Annotated in this window: 16 protein-coding genes; 6 read left to right on the forward strand and 10 right to left on the reverse strand. The window is 59.2% G+C overall.

The window, feature by feature from the left end:
• Positions 1 to 39: 39 nt before the first annotated feature.
• Entirely contained in the window at positions 40 to 414 is a 375-nt protein-coding gene (gene mvaT / locus SOP97_RS04435; RefSeq protein ID WP_274089629.1) for a histone-like nucleoid-structuring protein MvaT, read from the reverse strand.
• 300 nt (positions 415 to 714) lie between these two features.
• Between mvaT and purU the strand changes: the two genes are divergently transcribed.
• The 3 genes from purU to SOP97_RS04450 are packed head-to-tail and all read left to right on the forward strand — an operon-like array spanning position 715 to position 2,250.
• Positions 715 to 1,566 carry a formyltetrahydrofolate deformylase gene (gene purU, locus SOP97_RS04440; RefSeq protein ID WP_274088187.1) on the forward strand — a complete coding sequence of 284 codons (852 nt, stop codon included), beginning with the start codon at positions 715 to 717 and terminating at the stop codon, positions 1,564 to 1,566.
• Positions 1,567 to 1,611: 45 nt separating this feature from the next.
• Positions 1,612 to 2,037 carry a CBS domain-containing protein gene (locus SOP97_RS04445; RefSeq protein ID WP_160013327.1) on the forward strand — a complete coding sequence of 142 codons (426 nt, stop codon included), beginning with the start codon at positions 1,612 to 1,614 and terminating at the stop codon, positions 2,035 to 2,037.
• A gap of 27 nt (positions 2,038 to 2,064) precedes the next feature.
• Positions 2,065 to 2,250 (forward strand): hypothetical protein, encoded by a 186-nt coding sequence (locus SOP97_RS04450; RefSeq protein ID WP_274088186.1) that lies wholly within the window; start codon positions 2,065 to 2,067, stop codon positions 2,248 to 2,250.
• Between the two features lie 183 nt (positions 2,251 to 2,433).
• On the opposite strand, the gene SOP97_RS04455 is transcribed toward SOP97_RS04450, so the two are convergent.
• Positions 2,434 to 4,311 carry a methyl-accepting chemotaxis protein gene (locus SOP97_RS04455; RefSeq protein WP_322948352.1) on the reverse strand — a complete coding sequence of 626 codons (1,878 nt, stop codon included), beginning with the start codon at positions 4,309 to 4,311 and terminating at the stop codon, positions 2,434 to 2,436.
• Positions 4,312 to 4,440: 129 nt separating this feature from the next.
• Between SOP97_RS04455 and SOP97_RS04460 the strand changes: the two genes are divergently transcribed.
• Positions 4,441 to 5,940: a helicase HerA-like domain-containing protein gene (locus tag SOP97_RS04460; RefSeq protein ID WP_274088184.1), complete on the forward strand. Its 1,500-nt coding sequence runs from the start codon at positions 4,441 to 4,443 to the stop codon at positions 5,938 to 5,940.
• Between the two features lie 47 nt (positions 5,941 to 5,987).
• On the opposite strand, the gene SOP97_RS04465 is transcribed toward SOP97_RS04460, so the two are convergent.
• Both SOP97_RS04465 and SOP97_RS04470 read right to left on the reverse strand, forming a co-directional pair.
• A complete protein-coding gene (locus SOP97_RS04465; RefSeq protein WP_274088193.1) occupies positions 5,988 to 6,200 on the reverse strand; it encodes a hypothetical protein in 213 nt (70 codons plus the stop codon).
• Between the two features lie 242 nt (positions 6,201 to 6,442).
• On the reverse strand, positions 6,443 to 7,198 hold the full coding sequence (locus tag SOP97_RS04470) for a substrate-binding periplasmic protein (RefSeq protein WP_274088183.1): 756 nt from the start codon (positions 7,196 to 7,198) through the stop codon (positions 6,443 to 6,445).
• Positions 7,199 to 7,546: 348 nt separating this feature from the next.
• Between SOP97_RS04470 and SOP97_RS04475 the strand changes: the two genes are divergently transcribed.
• Complete coding sequence (locus SOP97_RS04475; protein ID WP_274088182.1) at positions 7,547 to 7,846, forward strand: hypothetical protein; 300 nt, start codon at positions 7,547 to 7,549, stop codon at positions 7,844 to 7,846.
• Between the two features lie 15 nt (positions 7,847 to 7,861).
• On the opposite strand, the gene SOP97_RS04480 is transcribed toward SOP97_RS04475, so the two are convergent.
• Positions 7,862 to 8,407 carry a tetratricopeptide repeat protein gene (locus tag SOP97_RS04480; RefSeq protein WP_274088181.1) on the reverse strand — a complete coding sequence of 182 codons (546 nt, stop codon included), beginning with the start codon at positions 8,405 to 8,407 and terminating at the stop codon, positions 7,862 to 7,864.
• A 240-nt stretch (positions 8,408 to 8,647) separates the two neighbouring features.
• On the opposite strand from SOP97_RS04480, the gene SOP97_RS04485 reads away from it, so the two are divergent.
• Entirely contained in the window at positions 8,648 to 9,781 is a 1,134-nt protein-coding gene (locus SOP97_RS04485) for a M14 family metallopeptidase (RefSeq protein ID WP_322948353.1), read from the forward strand.
• Positions 9,782 to 9,872: 91 nt separating this feature from the next.
• Here SOP97_RS04485 and gcvT read toward each other — a convergent pair whose 3' ends face one another.
• The 5 genes from gcvT to gcvH form a co-directional block, all read right to left on the reverse strand.
• Complete coding sequence (gcvT, locus tag SOP97_RS04490) at positions 9,873 to 10,997, reverse strand: glycine cleavage system aminomethyltransferase GcvT (RefSeq protein WP_322948354.1); 1,125 nt, start codon at positions 10,995 to 10,997, stop codon at positions 9,873 to 9,875.
• A 72-nt stretch (positions 10,998 to 11,069) separates the two neighbouring features.
• Positions 11,070 to 12,446 carry an L-serine ammonia-lyase gene (locus tag SOP97_RS04495; protein WP_322948355.1) on the reverse strand — a complete coding sequence of 459 codons (1,377 nt, stop codon included), beginning with the start codon at positions 12,444 to 12,446 and terminating at the stop codon, positions 11,070 to 11,072.
• An 84-nt stretch (positions 12,447 to 12,530) separates the two neighbouring features.
• Positions 12,531 to 13,784 carry a serine hydroxymethyltransferase gene (gene glyA / locus SOP97_RS04500; RefSeq protein WP_322948356.1) on the reverse strand — a complete coding sequence of 418 codons (1,254 nt, stop codon included), beginning with the start codon at positions 13,782 to 13,784 and terminating at the stop codon, positions 12,531 to 12,533.
• Positions 13,785 to 14,009: 225 nt separating this feature from the next.
• The gene (gene gcvP / locus SOP97_RS04505; protein ID WP_322948357.1) at positions 14,010 to 16,862 is read right to left on the reverse strand and encodes an aminomethyl-transferring glycine dehydrogenase; all 2,853 of its coding nucleotides are present in this window, start codon (positions 16,860 to 16,862) and stop codon (positions 14,010 to 14,012) included.
• Positions 16,863 to 16,871: 9 nt separating this feature from the next.
• Complete coding sequence (gene gcvH / locus SOP97_RS04510; protein ID WP_274088175.1) at positions 16,872 to 17,255, reverse strand: glycine cleavage system protein GcvH; 384 nt, start codon at positions 17,253 to 17,255, stop codon at positions 16,872 to 16,874.
• Positions 17,256 to 17,549 lie beyond the last annotated feature (294 nt).

Raw genomic sequence — 17,549 nt, forward strand, 5'->3', positions numbered from 1 at the left:
TGGCGTTTTTATTTAGCGCGGGGCTATTCGTGCGGTGGCTTAGTCCAGCAGGGTTACCCAGCTTTCAACAACGTCGCTGCCCCACTTAGCTTTCCACTCTTTCAGCGTTTTGTGGTTGCCACCTTTGGTTTCAATCACATCGCCAGTGTTCGGGTTTTTATACTGCTTAACTTTGCGCGCGCGCTTGGTCGCAGTAGTTTTGGCTGGACGCAGGCTTTTGCTGCTTCTGGCTTCCGGGTCAAGCATGGCAATGATGTCACGCAGCGACTTTTGGTATTCACCCATCAGTGCGCGCAGTTTGCCTTCGAATTCCAATTCTTTTTGCAGCTTGTCGTCTTGCGACATGTTCTTCAGGCGGTCTTGCAGTTCTTTGATGGCTTCTTCGGTAGCGCGGTATTCGTTGATGAGTGACATGTAGGGCGTGCCTATATAAGAAATTGACGATTAAGTGAAGCAATAGTAGTCAGGCACTTTTCACAAGTAAACCGCTTTATGGGTATTTTTTATGAATTGTATTGCTAAGTAACTTATTAGCCATTTTCTTATTGGCCGCGTAGGCATATTCAGCAGGTGGTTCTTGGCGTTTTTGCGCTACTTGAGTTGCAGAGGCCGCCGGCGTTGCTCTGATGGCGGCTCGCCAAGGCTGTTTGAGTACTGCAGTTTTCTCTTGCTGTGACTAGAATGGCCGACTTTATTTGCGTGCTGGAGCCGTTGATGCGTACTTTTCGATTGGTTATTGCCTGCCCAGACCGGGTTGGAATCGTGGCCAAGGTCAGTAACTTTTTGGCCACCTACAACGGTTGGATTACCGAAGCGAGTCATCACTCGGATAACCAGAGCGGTTGGTTCTTTATGCGCCATGAGATCCGTGCCGACTCACTGCCGTTTGACCTGGACGGTTTCCGCCAGGCATTTGCGCCGATCGGCCGCGAGTTTTCTATGGAGTGGCGGGTTACCGATTCGGCGCAGAAGAAACGTGTGGTGTTGATGGCCAGCCGTGAATCCCATTGCCTGGCTGATTTGTTGCACCGCTGGCACAGTAACGAACTGGATTGCGACATTCCGTGTGTGATTTCCAACCACAATGACTTACGCAGCATGGTCGAGTGGCATGGCATTCCGTTCTTCCACGTACCGGTTAACCCTGAAGATAAACAACCCGCCTTTGATGAAGTCGAGCGCTTGGTAAAAGCCCATGACGCTGACGTGATTGTGCTGGCCCGCTATATGCAAATTCTCCCAGCAAACCTCTGTGCGGAGTTCTCGCAGCGGGTCATCAATATCCATCACAGCTTCCTGCCGTCGTTTGTCGGGGCCAAGCCCTATCATCAGGCGTCGTTGCGTGGGGTTAAGTTGATTGGTGCGACCTCGCACTATGTCACCGAAGAGTTGGACGCCGGCCCGATCATCGAGCAGGACGTGGTGCGCGTCAGTCACCGTGACAGCATCGAAGAGATGGTGCGCCTGGGTAAAGATGTCGAGAAGATGGTGCTGTCGCGTGGTCTACGCTATCACTTAGAAGACCGAGTGCTGGTGCATGACAATAAGACGGTGGTATTCGACTGACGTGTAAGCAGCCCTTCGGTTCAGCGCAGGCAGAGGAGATTACTGATGCTCAAGTCAATCAAAGTACGTGACTACATGACCCGCAATTTGGTGACTTTTCGTCCTGAAATGAATCTGTTCACCGCCATCAATCGTTTGCTTGAACACCGTATTTCCGGCGCGCCGGTGGTCGATGGGCAAGGGCATCTGGTGGGCTTGTTATCGGAAGGCGATTGTTTGCGCGGCATCCTCTCTGGCGCTTATTACGAGTCGGCGGGCGGTGATGTCAGTGCCTACATGACCACCGAGGTGGAAGTGATTTCGCCAGAGGCGGATATCATCGAAATCTCCGAGCGCTTTCTGCGCGGCCGGCGCCGGCGTTTGCCAGTGGTCGAAGAGGGCCGCTTGATCGGGCAGGTCAGCCGCAGCGATGTGCTGCGTGCGGTCAAAGAGTTCGCCCAGCATGACGAAGGTCACCTGGCACTTAACTGAAGCCCAACGAAGCATATTGGAGGTGCTATGACTGATCCGCTTGCGCGTGGAACATCCAGCGCGCCACCGGTGCTCGGGGAGGGCTGTACGCAGCGCTATGATCCGCAGGAGCTGACTCCTGAAGACGGTACCGAGTTTGCTGATGCTGCCGAGTTGTGGCGGCAATTGCAGCAGGACGAACAACTGCCAGCGAATAGCGAAAAGCAGAAATAAAAACGGGGCGCTCAGTGAGCGCCCCATTTGTTTTATTGCCGCTACAGTCAGCTTCCGATCTTGCGAGCTAGAGCCCTGCAAGGCAAAAACAGGCGAGGAAGCGGAGTGTACTGTTGTACATGAGCATTCCGAGTCTGTTTTTAACGCGGCAGGGCCGACGCGCAGCTGATCGCGGTAAACATCTTAAATGCGGAAGCTGTCGACCAGTTGCTTGAGTCGACTGGCCTGCTGCTCCAGATCACCGCAAGCGCGCAGGGTCGCGTTGAGGTTTTCCACGCCTTCCTGGTTGAGGGTGTTGATTTCGGTGATGTCGACGTTGAGCGACTCGATCACCGAGGTTTGCTCTTCGGTGGCGGTGGCCACTGACTGGTTCATGCCATCGATCTCGCCGATGCGTTCAGTCACGCTGCTCAGGCGCGCGCCAGCCTGGTTGGCAATCTCCACGCTTTCTTCGCTGTAACGCTGGCTTTCGGTCATGGTGGTGACCGATTCACGGGAGCCGACTTGCAGCTCCTCGATCATCTTCTCGATTTCCTGTGCCGATTCCTGGGTGCGATGGGCCAGGTTGCGTACCTCATCGGCGACCACGGCGAAGCCCCGGCCGGCTTCACCGGCGCGCGCTGCTTCGATAGCTGCGTTGAGCGCGAGCAGGTTGGTTTGCTGGGAGATACTTTTGATCACCTCAAGAATCTGCCCGATGTTCACCGTCTTGCTGTTGAGGGTTTCGATATTGCTGCAGGAAGCGCTGATCTTGCCGGACAGCTCATTCATCGCCTGGATGGTTTTCTCCACGACCTGGCGGCCGTCTTCAGCCAGGTGACGGGCATCTGAAGCCTGATTCGACGCGTCGGCGGCGTTACGGGCGATCTCCTGAGCGGCGGCGCCCAGCTCATTGATTGCCGCGGCGACGCTGTTGGTGCGGCTGGCCTGTTCATCCGAGTTGATCATCGACGAGTTGGAGGCTCCGACCACCAGTTTGGCCACTTCATTGACCTGGCTGGTGGCGGATGACACTTCGCGGATCGAGCTGTGGATACGTTCGACGAAGCGGTTGAAGGCTGTGGCTAGGCGGCCGAACTCATCGTTGGACTGAATGCTCAGGCGCTTGGTCAGGTCGCCCTCGCCTTGGGCGATGTCCTCCATGGCTTTGCCCATGACATTCAGCGGTTGCATCAGCACGCTGATCAGCATGCTCAGCAGTAGCATGATCAGCACCACGGCGATGATGGTGGCGATGATCGCCGAGGTGCGGAACTCGCTGAGCATCGAATAGGCTGCATCCTTGTCGATGGACAGGCCGACATGCCAGTTCACCGAGGGCAGCCCCTTGACCGGGGCAAAGGTGAGGATGCGTTCTTCGCCATTGAGCTCTGTCTCGCTGAAATCACTACTGATCCGTGGCGTGTTCTGCGGGTAGACCTCGCTGAGGTTCTTCATCACCAAGGACTTGTCCGGGTGCACCAGGATCTTGCCGTCAGCGCTGATCAGAAATGCATAGCCGATGCCATCGAGATCCAGCAAGTTGATGATCTCTACCAGAGTATTGAGGCTCAGATCGCCGGCGGCGACGCCTGCTGCTTTGGCGGGTGAGGCGATGGTGATAATCAACTCGCCGCTGGCAGCGTCAATATAGGGTTCGGTCAGGGTGCTACCGCCGGCGGCCATGGCATCCTTATACCAGGGACGCGTGCGCGGGTCGAAATCGGCTGGCATTTCGTCGTCCGGGCGCATGGTGAATTCGCCGTCGGCACTGCCGAGGTAGGTAAAGTCGAAGGTCGACGTCAGTACTTTCTGCTCCAGCAAGCCGGTCAGCACCTCACTGGAGGCGTCACGGGCAACCGACTGCGCGACGTTTTCCACCAGCAAGATACGTCCGGACAACCAGTTTGAGATGTTACTGGCGGTCACCTCACCCATTTCATGCAGATAACTTTCCAGATCCGCGCGAATGGCATTGCGTTGCAGATAATCGTTGTACAGGGTGAACAGCGAGAATGCAGCGATCACCACCAGTGAGGCGGCGAGCAGAATCTTGTGGCTGAACTTCAGGTTGTTGGTCATGGCTTCTTGCGTCCGTTAAGTTCTGGCATCAGTCTTGAGCTGATGTAAGGCAGTGGCTGTCGCAGGGTATGCGGCATGCTGACTATGTCGGCTTAGTTGCAGTAAAGCTTTAACCATGGAGATAACAAGATGGCGCAAACCGAGCAGTTTGTTGTAGGGGCCGATCTTCAAGGGATGCCGGTGGGGCAGGCGTTGCGTTTGGCCAATCGACACGGGCTGATTGCCGGCGCGACGGGCACTGGCAAAACGGTGACCCTGCAGCGCTTGATTGAAACCTTCAGCGATGCTGGCGTGGCGGTGTTTGCCGCTGATGTTAAAGGCGACCTCTGCGGTCTGGGCGCTGCCGGCACGCCGCAAGGCAAGGTGGCTGAGCGCATCGCCAGCATGCCCTGGCTCAATCACCAGCCGATGGCCTACCCGGTAACGCTATGGGATGTGCAGGGCAAGAGCGGCCATCCACTGCGCACCACATTGAGTGAGATGGGGCCTTTGCTGCTCGGTGCGTTGTTGGAGCTGACAGACAGCCAGCAAGCCGCACTCTATGCCGCATTCAAGGTGGCGGACCGCGAAGGTTTGCTGCTGCTCGATCTGAAAGACCTCAAGGCGCTGTTGGCGCATCTGAAGAACCACCCCGAGGTGCTGGGCGAAGACAGCGCGTTGTTTACCAACACGTCATCGCAAGCCCTGCTGCGCAAATTGGCGGGCCTGGAACAGCAAGGCGCCGATGCGCTGTTTGGCGAGCCGGCGCTGCAACTGGAAGACATCCTGCATCCGGACCGCGATGGTCGCGGGCGCATTCATCTGCTCGACGCCAGCCGTCTGGTGCATGAGGCACCGAAGGTCTACGCGACCTTCCTGCTCTGGCTGTTGGCCGAATTGTTCGAGCAGCTGCCGGAGCGCGGAGATGCCGACAAGCCGCTGCTGGCGCTGTTCTTTGATGAGGCGCACCTGTTGTTTGCCGATACTCCCAAGGCCTTGCAGGAGCGTCTTGAGCAGGTGGTGCGACTGATCCGTTCGAAAGGCGTGGGGGTGTATTTCGTTACCCAGTCGCCGGGCGACTTGCCGGACGATGTGTTGGCGCAGCTGGGCCTGCGTATTCAACACGGCCTGCGCGCCTTTACCGCCAAAGAGCAGAAATCGCTGCGCGCGGTGGCCGATGGCTTCCGGCCGAATCCGGCTATCGACACGTTGACGGTACTCACCGAGCTGGGGATCGGTGAAGCCTTGGTTGGCACGCTGGAGGCCAAAGGCACGCCGGCCATGGTCCAGCGTGTAGCCGTTGCGCCGCCGCAGTCGCGTATCGGGCCGCTGAGTGAGTCTGAACGCACGGCGTTGATTCAGCAGTCGCCATTACGTGGGCGCTACGATAAACCCATCGATCGTGAGTCAGCGTACGAGTTGTTGACCGCCCGCGCTGAGCAGGCTGCGCAACAGACAGAGCCAAGCAAACCGAGCGCTGCCAGCAAGAAGGCAGAGGCCAGTGGTGGGATTGCTGGTGCTGCTGGCGAGCTGCTCGGTGGCCTGGCCAGTCAGGTGATGAAAACAGCCATGCGCCAGGCGGCCAATCAGATCGGCCGGCAACTGGTGCGCGGTCTATTGGGTTCGCTAATGGGCGGTAAAGGGCGTTGAGCCTATGGCCATCTCTGCAGGGGATGGCCTGTCAAGGCGACGGGGCGTCAGCCAGAGGCCTCGTCGGTTTTGCTTTGCAGCTCTTTTTCGATTTTTTCCAATTCTTTTTCAAACGCTTGGTCGAGAAGGTTAGCCTTCTTGCGCCACGGCTTGCGCTCGGGGTCCGGTTGAGCGGCGTAGGTAATCACTTCCCCGCCGTATACATCCTTGTAACGCTGCGCCTGGCGCTCGAGTTCGGCGCGCAGTTCGTCTTTCGTCACGTAGTTACCCATGGTCTTGAACAGAATATTGGCTGGATGCCAGGCATATGGCTTGGGCACCTGAGACGGCCAAACAGTTTTGGCCTGCGCATTTATAAACGCTGCGAATAGTTTCAAGGACTATCAGCGCGCGAGTGTGCCCTTTAATTGAGCTTTACCTGAACGAGTTGTCAGGTTTGTTAAGGGACTGATTTGGCTGCGCGGGGCAATTATGGCGAAGCCAAGTTAAATGTCCAGCCTGCTTAATTGGCAGGGTGTAGACCATAGCGCTGCAGGATGGTTGCAAGCTGGCCGTTATTACGCAGTGTGTTCAGCCCGCGATTGAATGCCTGAAACTGCGCTGGGGTGACTTTTTTGCGAGAAAAACCAATGCCATATGAAATTGACGCCAAATGGCCGGCGTGACGCAATGCATATAGATATTCATGTTCGATCAGGTGGCGAGCAACATCACGATTAAGCACCACTATGCCTTGCTCGCCAAAACGTCCGGCATTGAGCATTAATAACAGGCGATGGTTGTTGGTCACCAGTTTAACCTCGACATCTGGCGTGTTATTCAGGCTTTCCTGCAGCACAAACGAGGTGCCCGATGGGCCATACACGCCGACCTGGCGGCCATGCAAATCGTCTGGCTGGCTGTAGTGGAAGTTGCTGTTGCGCAAGGTGTAGAAGTCGTAGCTGGAGGTCACCAGCATGGGGGTGATAAAAAATGCCTGTTGCCGTGCGGGTGATTGAATCACGGTAAAAATGCCATCCACCTCACCATCCTCGGCCTTTTGCAGCGCGCGCCGCCAGGGCAGAACTTCAATGTGGCAGCGCCACTGCAAGATCAGGCAGGTGGCGTCGACTATTTCGGGCAGGGCACCGCTGGCAATTGCTCCGCGTGAATAACTGAAGGGTGGAAATTCTTCAGTCACAAAGTGCAGCTCTTCAGCCACCGAAGTGCTTACCCAGAGCAAGCTCGCCAATGCGCACAGTGCATTGCGTGTCAGCACGACATAATCCTTTTAGTTGCGATGAACGCTCGCAGGCGCTGCATTAATTGGGATGCACATAGTGGTTGGTATTATTAGCCTTGTGTAAGCGTATTTGCCTAGTGCCTGTTTGTGCCTACCGCAATGCGCTGGGTTTTGTTGGAGACCCTTGCTATTTCAGCGTCGCAGGTGGACTGCTCGGTAACACCTTGCAAACTCTATGCAATTGAGGAAACACCCGCGCCTCCCTACATTTGCGCACGCACTGCTGAGCCTCGCCTTGCGGTTAATCAGCCGGGTGATCAATCAACGCGGCGGCCACTGGGTCGCGGCACAACAGGCCGGTAGCGGCTGTGTATGGAGAACGTGATGCGTAAGTCGATGCAAATGGGTGTGTTGGGTCTGGTACTGATCGGCTTGGTCGGTTGCGAGGCGGCTGAACAGTCGGCGCAGAAACTTGCCGAGAAAGCCGAGCAGGCAGTTGTGGACGTCGCCCGCGAAGCGGTTGATGAGACAGTGAAAGAGCTCAACAAACAGGTGGATGACGTGCAACAGTCGACCAATGAGTGGCTGGGCAAACCTGCTGAAGATTCTGAGCAGGCTGAGCCGCAACAACCCGAGCAGCCACAGGCGGAGCCTGATGACCAGGCTGCGACCAAATCCATCTAGGCCTGAGTCGAGGTTTCAGGGCATCTCCTGTAGTGCTGTGCAACTGGAGCTGTAGTTCTGTTGGCAGGCGCTGTTAAACAGGCGCCGGGCCTGGTTGGCGTCCAGCGGCACGCCTTGTTCGCCGCGCAGGTAGAGGTTGCCGAGAATGTGCTGGGCCATCGGGTTGCCGCCGGCCGCGGACTGGTTGAGGTACTTGAGCATCTGTTGCGGGTTGTTGAAATCCGGGTTGTCGCGGCCGGTATACAGGTAGGCCAGGCTGACGGCGGCCATGGCGTGGCCTTTGTCGGCGGCGAGCTTCCACCAGTATTCGGCCTGCTTGAGGTCCTTGTTCGGCTTGCCGACGAAGTACAGGCTGCCGAGCTGGAACTGGCTGTCGAGGTCGCCGCGGTTGGCCTGGCTGAGCAGGTTGGCCTCGGCGGCGCTGTTCTCGCGGGGTGCATCGGCTTGCTGGGCGGGCTGTTCGCTCTGGCTTTGTTCCGGTTGGCTGGCGCAGCCGCCCAGCAGCAGGCCTGCGCAGAGCAGTAACAACAGTGGGCGGTGGCGTAGTGGCGCAATATTCATGCGGATTGCTGCTCCCTTGAGTTGGCGTTGAGCGTTCAGTCGAACCTGTGGCGGGTACACACAAGACTACAGGCATGCTGGCAAGTTGCGCGGCGGTCGAGCTGTTGGCTGCGTTGATCGTCCCAGGCAGGTTGCAGAATCCATATCAGTTTGTCGCCTGCAGCGTTTCGCCCGCGCGCCAGAGCTGCGATTCTTGCTCATCTTCGCGTCTCTCCATGCATCCAGGCCTTCGAGGTATCCATGCAGATCAGCTCCAACTTCGACAGCGGCAATATCGAGGTCATCGACGCCAGCAATCCGCAGCAGGTGCTGTTGGCGATTCGAGCGGACCTCAACAGTGGGCATTTCCAGTGGTTCCACTTTCACGTGGATGGCCTGCAACCAGGGCAGCCCTACGGGTTTAGCCTGAGCAATGCCTGGCAATCGTCATACCCGCATGCCTGGGCGGGTTACCACGCGGTGGCTTCGTACGATCAGCGTAACTGGTTTCGTGTGCCTAGCCGTTTTGAAGAAGGCGCGCTGAAGTTCGACATCGAGCCTCAGCAAGCGCAGGTTTGGTTTGCCTATTTTGAGCCCTATAGTCGCGAGCGCCATGCACGTCTGATCGTCGATGCGCAGCGTTTGGCTGGCGCCGAGCTGTTTGCCTGCGGCAAGAGCATCGAAGGTCGGTCGATCGAATTACTGCGCATCAGCCGCAATTCGCAGGCGCCGCGCAAGATCTGGCTGATTGCCCAGCAGCATCCGGGCGAGCATATGGCTGAGTGGTTTATGGAAGGGCTGCTTGAGCGTCTGCAACTGCGTGATGACGCCGAGATGAATGCCTTGCTGGAACAGGCCGACCTTTACCTGGTGCCGAACATGAACCCGGATGGTGCCTTTCGTGGTCACTTGCGGACCAACTTCGCTGGTCGCGACCTCAATCGTGCCTGGCAGTCAGCCACAAAGGCGGACAGCCCCGAGGTGTATTTCGTCCAGCAGCAGATGCGCGCCGTGGGCGTTGATCTGTTCCTGGATATTCATGGTGATGAGGAAATCCCTCATGTGTTTACCGCCGGCTGTGAAGGTAATCCGGGCTACAGCCCGCGCCTTGCGCGTTTGGAGCAGCAGTTTCGGCAGTTGTTGATTGATAACGGCGCCGAGTTTCAGACTACTTTCGGTTATACCCCTGACCAATTCGGTCAGGCCAATACCACCCTGGCCTGCAATGCGGTGGGGCTGGAGTTTGATTGCCTAGCGTTCACCATCGAAATGCCGTTCAAGGATCACGATGACCGGCCTAACCCGCAAACGGGCTGGAACGGCGAGCGCTCCAAGCAGTTGGGTAAGGATGTGCTGAGCGTTGCCGCGGCGATGGTTGGGCAGTTGCGCGAGTAGCGCTGCGATTGATGGACAGGGCTGCTGGCCTTGTCTGCAGCTGCGGTTAGCGAGTAGCCCGGATGCAATCCGGGCTACGTTGGGGCAGGGGTTAGCCGCGGTAGTAGCGTTGTGGCACGAACGGGGTTTTGGCGACTTTCATCGCCACGCGCTTGCCACGCACGATGGCCCACAGCTCAGTGTCCAGGGCGATATGGCTGCTCTGCACATAACCCATGGCCACTGGTGCGCCCAGCGTCGGACCGAAACCACCGCTGGTCACGGTACCAATTACCTTGCCGTCGGCATCGACGATTTCCGCGCCTTCACGCACCGGCACGCGCTCCTGCGGCAGCAGGCCAACACGCTTGCTGGCAACGCCGGCTTGTTGCTGGGCGAAGATGCGCTCGGCACCTGGGAAGCCGCCCGCGCGGGCACCGTCGGCGCGGCGCGGTTTGGAGATTGCCCACAGCAGGCTGGCTTCGATTGGCGTGACGCTAGTGCTCATGTCGTGGCCATACAGGCACAGGCCGGCTTCCAGGCGCAACGAGTCGCGTGCGCCGAGACCGATGGCCTCGACTTCTGTTTCGGCCAGCAGGCTGCGCGCCAGGGTTTCGGCGTGTTCGGCCGGCACCGAGATCTCGTAGCCGTCTTCACCGGTGTAACCGGAACGGCTGACGTAGCAGTCCACTCCGAGTAAACGCACGGGGGCGAACTGCATAAAGGTCATCTGCGCCACTTCTGGTGCCAGGCGCGCCAGGACGTCGACGGCTTTCGGGCCTTGCAGGGCGAGCAGAGCGCGGGCTTCGAACAGGCTTTCGATTTCACACTGGCTGCCAATATGCTTCTGCAGGTGAGCCAGGTCCTGGTCCTTGCAGCCGGCGTTGACTACCAGGAACAGGGTGTCGTTGCCCAGGTTGGCGACCATCAGGTCGTCGAGGATGCCACCGTTCTCATCGGTGAACATGGCATAGCGCTGCATGCCGACTGGCAGGTCGATGATGTCGACCGGCACCAGGCTTTCCAGGGCTTTGGCGGCATTGGCGCCGCGCAGGACGATCTGACCCATGTGTGACACATCGAACAGGCCGGCCTGATCGCGAGTATGTAGATGCTCTTTCATCACGCCGAGCTGGTATTGCACCGGCATGTCATAACCGGCGAACGGTACCATGCGTGCGCCCAGTTCGAGATGCAGGGCGTGTAGTGGGGTTTTCGCCAGAGTTTCAGTGGTCATGCGCTTCTCCAGTTCTGTAAGCGTTACGTGTGTAGGCGCGTGGCGCCTACAGGGTTGTATGGGTTGCCGTAATCAGCACTCGACGATGTTCACGGCCAAGCCGCCACGGGCGGTTTCCTTGTACTTATTGTTCATGTCAGCGCCGGTCTGGCGCATGGTGCGGATCACTTTATCCAGCGAGACGAAGTGCTGGCCGTCGCCGCGCAAGGCCATGCGCGCCGCATTAATGGCTTTCACCGAGCCCATGGCGTTGCGTTCGATACAGGGTACCTGCACCAAGCCGCCAATGGGGTCACAGGTCAGGCCGAGGTTGTGTTCCATGCCGATTTCGGCGGCGTTTTCCACCTGATTGACGTTGCCGCCGAGCACTTCGCAGAGCGCTCCGGCGGCCATCGAGCAGGCCACGCCGACCTCGCCCTGGCAGCCGACTTCAGCACCGGAGATCGAGGCGTTTTCTTTGTACAGAATGCCGATAGCGGCGGCGGTCAGCAGAAAACGCACAATGCCGTCATCGTTGGAACCGGGAATAAAGCGGCTGTAGTAATGCAGCACCGCCGGCACAATGCCGGCCGCGCCATTGGTCGGCGCTGTGATCACGCGGCCGCCGCTGGCGTTTTCTTCGTTGACAGCCAAGGCGTATAGGTTGACCCAGTCGAGCACGCTCAGCGCATCGCGCAGGCTGGCTTCCGGGTGCTTGCACAGTTGGCGGTGCAGAGCGGCGGCGCGGCGTTTGACCTTGAGCCCGCCGGGCATGATGCCTTCATTGCGGCACCCGGCTTCGACGCAGTCCTGCATCACCTGCCAGATCTGCAGCAGGCGCATGCGGGTTTCCGCTTCCGGGCGCCAGGCGGCTTCATTGGCGAGCATCACCTGGCTGATCGACAGGTTGTGTTCGGCGCAATGCGCCATCAGCTGTTTTCCGGTGGTAAAGGGGTATTGCAGCGGCGTGGTGTCTTCGACGATGCGGTCGGCACCGGCCGCTTGTTCATCGACCACGAAACCGCCGCCTACCGAGTAGTACTCGCGTGAACGGATCTGTAAACCGGCGGCATCGAAGGCGCGGAAAATCATGCCGTTGGGATGGAAGGGCAGCGGCTTGCGGATCATTGCCAGGTGCTGCTTCTCGACAAAATGGATGGTTTTTTCGCCGAGCAGCTGGAGTTCGCCACTGGCGCGGATCGCGGCCAGTCGAGCGTCGACGCTGTTGGTATCGACGGTGTCCGGCTGTTCGCCGGCTAGGCCGAGCAGCACCGCTTTGTCACTGCCGTGGCCTTTGCCGGTCGCGCCGAGGGAGCCGTATAGCTCGACCTTGAGGCTCTCGGTGCTGCCCAGTAAATCATCGCGGCGCAGGCCTTCGGCAAAGCGCAGGGCGGCGCGCATCGGCCCGACCGTGTGTGAGCTGGATGGGCCGATGCCGATCTTGAATAGGTCAAAAACGCTGAGTGACATGTTTTCTCCGGCGTTGAGCCAGCCTCGTGGGTGGCGTGGATGCAGCGCGGCGGGTAACCGCGGCTGCATTGTTCAACGGCATATTTAGTCAGCGTAGACCGGGAAGCTGGCGCATAGGTTCGCCACCTGATCACGGACGCGTTCGATCAGCGCCGGGTTTTCCAAGTCATCAAGAATGTCGCAGATCCAGCCGGCCAGTTCGCGGCATTCGGTTTGTTTGAAACCGCGCGTTGTCACGGCCGGGGTGCCAATGCGAATGCCGGAGGTCACGAACGGCGATTGCGGGTCATTCGGTACGGCGTTTTTATTCACGGTGATATGCGCCGCACCCAGTGCGGCATCGGCGGCTTTGCCGGTCAGACCCTGCTTGACCAGGCTGATCAGCATCAGGTGGTTATCGGTACCGCCGGAGACCACGTCATAGCCACGGCCGACGAGCACTTCGGCCATGGCCTGGGCGTTGTTGATGACCTGCTGCTGGTAAGCCTTGAAACTCGGCTCCAGCGCTTCTTTGAAGCACACCGCTTTGGCGGCGATCACGTGCATCAGCGGCCCGCCCTGGCTGCCGGGGAATACCGCAGAGTTGAGTTTCTTCTCGATCTCGGCATTGGCGCGGGCCAGGATCAAGCCACCACGCGGGCCGCGCAGGGTTTTGTGCGTGGTGGTGGTGACCACATCGGCAAACGCAATCGGGTTGGGGTACAGGCCAGCGGCGACCAAGCCAGCGACGTGGGCCATGTCGACAAACAGCAGCGCGCCGACCTTGTCGGCGATTTCGCGGAAACGGGCGAAATCCAGGGTGCGCGAATACGCAGAGAAACCGGCGACGATCATCTTCGGCTGGTGCTCGACGGCCAGGCGCTCGACCTCGGTGTAATCGATCAGGCCTTGCTCGTCGATGCCATATTGCACGGCGTTGTACAGCTTGCCGGAGGACGACACCTTGGCGCCGTGGGTCAGGTGACCGCCGTGGGCCAGGCTCATGCCGAGGATGGTATCGCCGGCATTGATCAGCGCCAGGTACACCGCGCTGTTGGCGGAGGAGCCGGAGTGCGGCTGCACGTTGGCATAGTCCGCACCGAACAGCTGCTTGGCACGCTCGATAGCGAGGGCTTCGACCTTGTCGACATGTTCGCAACCACCGTAGTAACGCTTGCCCGGATAGCCTTCGGCGTACTTGTTGGTCAGGCCGCTGCCTTGCGCCTGCATCACGCGCTGGCTGCAGTAGTTTTCCGAGGCAATCAGCTCAATGTGATCTTCCTGGCGCTGTTCTTCGGCGTTGATCGCGGCGAGCAGGGCGTCGTCATAACCTTGCAGTTGGTCGTGCTTGCTGAACATGGTGAGATCCCTCGCTTGTTGTTGTTTTGGGTGCAACTGACCCGCCCCGGGTAGAGGTGAGTCGAAATTCTTGGATAAACAAAGCCGTAGGATGGGTTGAGCGCAGCGATACCCATCATCCCGTGTGTCGCGTCCATCGCTGATGGGTTACGCGGCGCTCAGGGATGGTGTTAAAGGTGCTATTGCGCTGCTGCGCCGCTAACCCATCCTACGGTTTTTATCGCCTTAAGCGTCCTGGTACGCCTCGATGGACGGGCAGGCGCAGATCAGGTTGCGGTCGCCAAACACGTTGTCCACGCGGCCGACCGGCGGCCAGTATTTGCCGTCAATCAGCGAAGCAACCGGGTACACCGCCTGCTCGCGGCTGTAGGCGTGCGTCCATTCGCCGACCAGTTCCAGGGCGGTGTGCGGGGCGTTTTTCAGCGGGTTGTCGTTGGCATCCAACTGGCCAGCTTCTACCGCACGAATCTCGTTGCGGATGGCGATCATGGCATCGCAGAAACGGTCCAGTTCTTCCTTGGATTCGCTTTCGGTCGGCTCGATCATCAGCGTGCCGGCCACCGGGAAGGACATGGTCGGGGCGTGGAAGCCGAAGTCGATCAGGCGCTTGGCCACATCGTCAACGCTGATGCCGCTGCTGTCCTTGATCGGACGGATGTCCAGGATGCACTCATGCGCCACCAGGCCGTTGCTGCCCGAATACAGCACGGGATAGTGCTCTTCCAGGCGGCGGGCGATGTAGTTGGCGTTGAGAATGGCCATCTGCGAGGCGCGCTTGAGGCCTTCGCCGCCCATCATGCTGATGTACATCCAGGTGATCGGCAGGATGCTGGCGCTGCCGAACGGCGCGGCGCTGACTGCACCTTCTTTACGGGCCATATGGCCGTGGCCAGGCAGGAACGGAATCAGGTGCGCTTTGACGCCAATCGGGCCAACACCTGGGCCGCCACCGCCGTGCGGGATGCAGAAGGTTTTGTGCAGGTTCAGGTGCGAGACGTCGCCGCCGAACTTGCCCGGGGCGCAGAGGCCGACCATGGCATTCATGTTGGCGCCGTCGATGTACACTTGGCCGCCGTTGTCATGAATGATCGCGCAGATTTCGCGGATGCCTTCCTCGAACACACCGTGGGTCGACGGGTAGGTGATCATCAGCGCGGCGAGACGGTCCTTGTGCTCTTCGGCCTTGGCCTTGAGGTCGGCGATGTCGACGTTGCCGCTGCTGTCGCACGCGGTCACCACTACGCGCATACCGGCCATGCTCGCGGTTGCAGGGTTGGTGCCGTGGGCCGATTGCGGGATCAGGCAGATGTCGCGCTGATCATCGCCGCGGCTCAGATGGTAAGCACGAATCGCCAACAGACCGGCGTACTCACCCTGGGAACCGGCGTTCGGCTGCAGGGAGATGCCGTCGTAGCCAGTGGCCGCACATAGCATGGCTTCCAGTTCGGTGGTCAGCTGGGTGTAACCCTGGCTCTGCTCGGTTGGCGCGAAAGGGTGCAGGTTGCCGAACTCGGCCCAGGTGATTGGGATCATCTCGCTGGCGGCGTTGAGTTTCATGGTGCAGGAACCTAGCGGAATCATGCTGCGGTCCAGCGCCAGGTCCTTGTCGGCCAGCTTGCGCAGGTAGCGCATCAGCTCGGTTTCGCTGTGGTAGCGATTGAATACCGGGTGAGTGAGGATTTCGCTCTCGCGCAGCAGGCCTTTTGGCAGCTGGGCGGTCACGCCTGCCGCCAGTTCAGCGAAGGCTGGAACGGTTTTGCCGTCGGCGAATACTGCGAGCAGTGCTTCAACGGCGGCTTGATCGCTGGTTTCATCCAGGGACAGGCCCAAGCGCTCGCCATCGATTTCACGCAGGTTGATGCTGGCAGAGCGAGCAGCCGCGTGCAGCGCTGCGGTTTTGCCGCCGGTGGCCAGAGTCAGGGTGTCGAAGAAGAATTCCTGCTCAACGCTGTAGCCCAGTGCGCGCAGGCCCTTGGCCAGGATCGCAGTGAACTGGTGAGTGCGCTGGGCAATCTGGGTCAGGCCTTTCGGGCCGTGGTAGACGGCGTACATGCTGGCGATGTTGGCCAGCAGCACCTGAGCGGTACAAATGTTACTGGTGGCTTTCTCGCGGCGAATATGTTGCTCGCGCGTCTGCATGGCCAGGCGCAGGGCCGGCTTGCCGAAACGGTCGATCGACATGCCGACCAGGCGGCCTGGCATGTCGCGCTTGAATGCATCGCGGGTGGCGAAGTAGGCGGCGTGTGGGCCACCGAAGCCCAATGGCACACCGAAGCGCTGGGCGCTGCCCAAGGCTACGTCGGCACCGAACTCGCCCGGCGGGGTGAGCAGGGTCAAGGCCAGCAGGTCAGCGGCGACGGCAACCAGCGCGTTAGCCGCGTGGAAGCGCTCGACTAGTTCGCGGTAATCGAAGATATCGCCATTGCTCGCCGGGTACTGCAGCAGCGCGCCGAAGTAGGCGCTGGCATCATTAATCGCGGCTTCGTCACCGATCACCACTTCGATACCCAGCGGCTCGGCACGGGTGCGCAGCACATCGAGGGTTTGCGGGTGGCAATGCTGGGAGGCGAAGAAGGCGTTGCTGGCCTTGTTCTTCGACAGGCGCTTGCAGAAGGTCATGGCTTCGGCAGCGGCGGTGGCTTCATCTAACAGCGAGGCGTTGGCGATCTGCATACCGGTGAGGTCGCTGATCAGGGTCTGGAAGTTCAGCAAGGATTCCAGACGGCCTTGGGAAATTTCCGGCTGATACGGGGTGTAGGCGGTGTACCAGGCCGGGTTTTCCAGCAGGTTGCGCAGGATTGGGCTCGGCGTGTGGGTGCCGTGATAACCCTGACCGATATAGGTCTTGAACTGCTGGTTTTTACCGGCAATGGCCTTGATCTTGGCCAGCGCGTCGGCTTCCGACAGGCCCGGTTGGCTGCCCAGTACGCTGGAGCCCTTGATGCTGTCGGGAATCACGTTATCGGTCAGTGCGTCGATGCTGGCGTAGCCGAGCAGTTCGAGCATGGCCGCGGTATCGGCGTCACGTGGGCCTATATGGCGGGCGACAAATTCGTTCTGGGTGGTCAGCTTGGTCATCACAATCTCTCAGGCGTCAGCATTGGCGTTGAGCAGGCGCTCGTAAGCGGCCTGGTCGAGCAGGTCGGCTACCGCGCTGGCATTGGCCGGACGGAAACGGAAGAACCAACCCTTGCCTAGGGGATCTTCGTTGACCAGCTCAGGGCTGGATTCTAGCTCGCCATTAACCTCAACCACCTCACCGTCCAGCGGCATGGCGATATTGCTCGCCGCTTTTACCGATTCCAGCACGGCCACTTCGTCACCCTCGGCGTAGCGCTGGGCTTCCGGCAGCTGAACGAATACCACGTCACCCAAGGCTTCCTGGGCATAGGCGGTGATGCCCACGGTAACCAGACCATCGGCATCCTGACGCAGCCATTCGTGCTCAACGGTAAAACGCAATTCGCTCATGTGAACTCCTCAAGGGGTGACTCGCCCTTTCTACTGGGGGCGATGTGCTGGACGCGCGTGCTTGGCAACGGGCGTAAGGTGTAAAGACCCTAGCAAGGTAGGTGCCATTCTATTTTTTATCAATAAAAACAACGACTTATATTGTTTATCAAGGGCCGCTTTTATGGCGTGTGTAGTGATTTCAATACGTCTGGCTTGGGCGTGTCGGCAAAGTGCTCTGCAAAGGCCCTAACGCTGTGAGGTGAGCGGTTTGTTTTGATTTCGTTACGATGTACTTGTTTCGATACGGGTGCT

It is taken from the genome of Pseudomonas spirodelae, assembly GCF_034653255.1.
In the GTDB taxonomy this organism is placed as follows: domain Bacteria; phylum Pseudomonadota; class Gammaproteobacteria; order Pseudomonadales; family Pseudomonadaceae; genus Aquipseudomonas; species Aquipseudomonas spirodelae.

Coding starts and splice junctions, on each gene's coding strand:
- mvaT (WP_274089629.1), bottom strand. CDS start 414: ATGTCACTCATCAACGAATACCGCGCTACCGAAGAAGCCATCAAAGAA.
- purU (WP_274088187.1), top strand. CDS start 715: ATGCGTACTTTTCGATTGGTTATTGCCTGCCCAGACCGGGTTGGAATC.
- SOP97_RS04445 (WP_160013327.1), top strand. CDS start 1,612: ATGCTCAAGTCAATCAAAGTACGTGACTACATGACCCGCAATTTGGTG.
- SOP97_RS04450 (WP_274088186.1), top strand. CDS start 2,065: ATGACTGATCCGCTTGCGCGTGGAACATCCAGCGCGCCACCGGTGCTC.
- SOP97_RS04455 (WP_322948352.1), bottom strand. CDS start 4,311: ATGACCAACAACCTGAAGTTCAGCCACAAGATTCTGCTCGCCGCCTCA.
- SOP97_RS04460 (WP_274088184.1), top strand. CDS start 4,441: ATGGCGCAAACCGAGCAGTTTGTTGTAGGGGCCGATCTTCAAGGGATG.
- SOP97_RS04475 (WP_274088182.1), top strand. CDS start 7,547: ATGCGTAAGTCGATGCAAATGGGTGTGTTGGGTCTGGTACTGATCGGC.
- SOP97_RS04480 (WP_274088181.1), bottom strand. CDS start 8,407: ATGAATATTGCGCCACTACGCCACCGCCCACTGTTGTTACTGCTCTGC.
- SOP97_RS04485 (WP_322948353.1), top strand. CDS start 8,648: ATGCAGATCAGCTCCAACTTCGACAGCGGCAATATCGAGGTCATCGAC.
- gcvT (WP_322948354.1), bottom strand. CDS start 10,997: ATGACCACTGAAACTCTGGCGAAAACCCCACTACACGCCCTGCATCTC.
- SOP97_RS04495 (WP_322948355.1), bottom strand. CDS start 12,446: ATGTCACTCAGCGTTTTTGACCTATTCAAGATCGGCATCGGCCCATCC.
- glyA (WP_322948356.1), bottom strand. CDS start 13,784: ATGTTCAGCAAGCACGACCAACTGCAAGGTTATGACGACGCCCTGCTC.
- gcvP (WP_322948357.1), bottom strand. CDS start 16,862: ATGACCAAGCTGACCACCCAGAACGAATTTGTCGCCCGCCATATAGGC.
- gcvH (WP_274088175.1), bottom strand. CDS start 17,255: ATGAGCGAATTGCGTTTTACCGTTGAGCACGAATGGCTGCGTCAGGAT.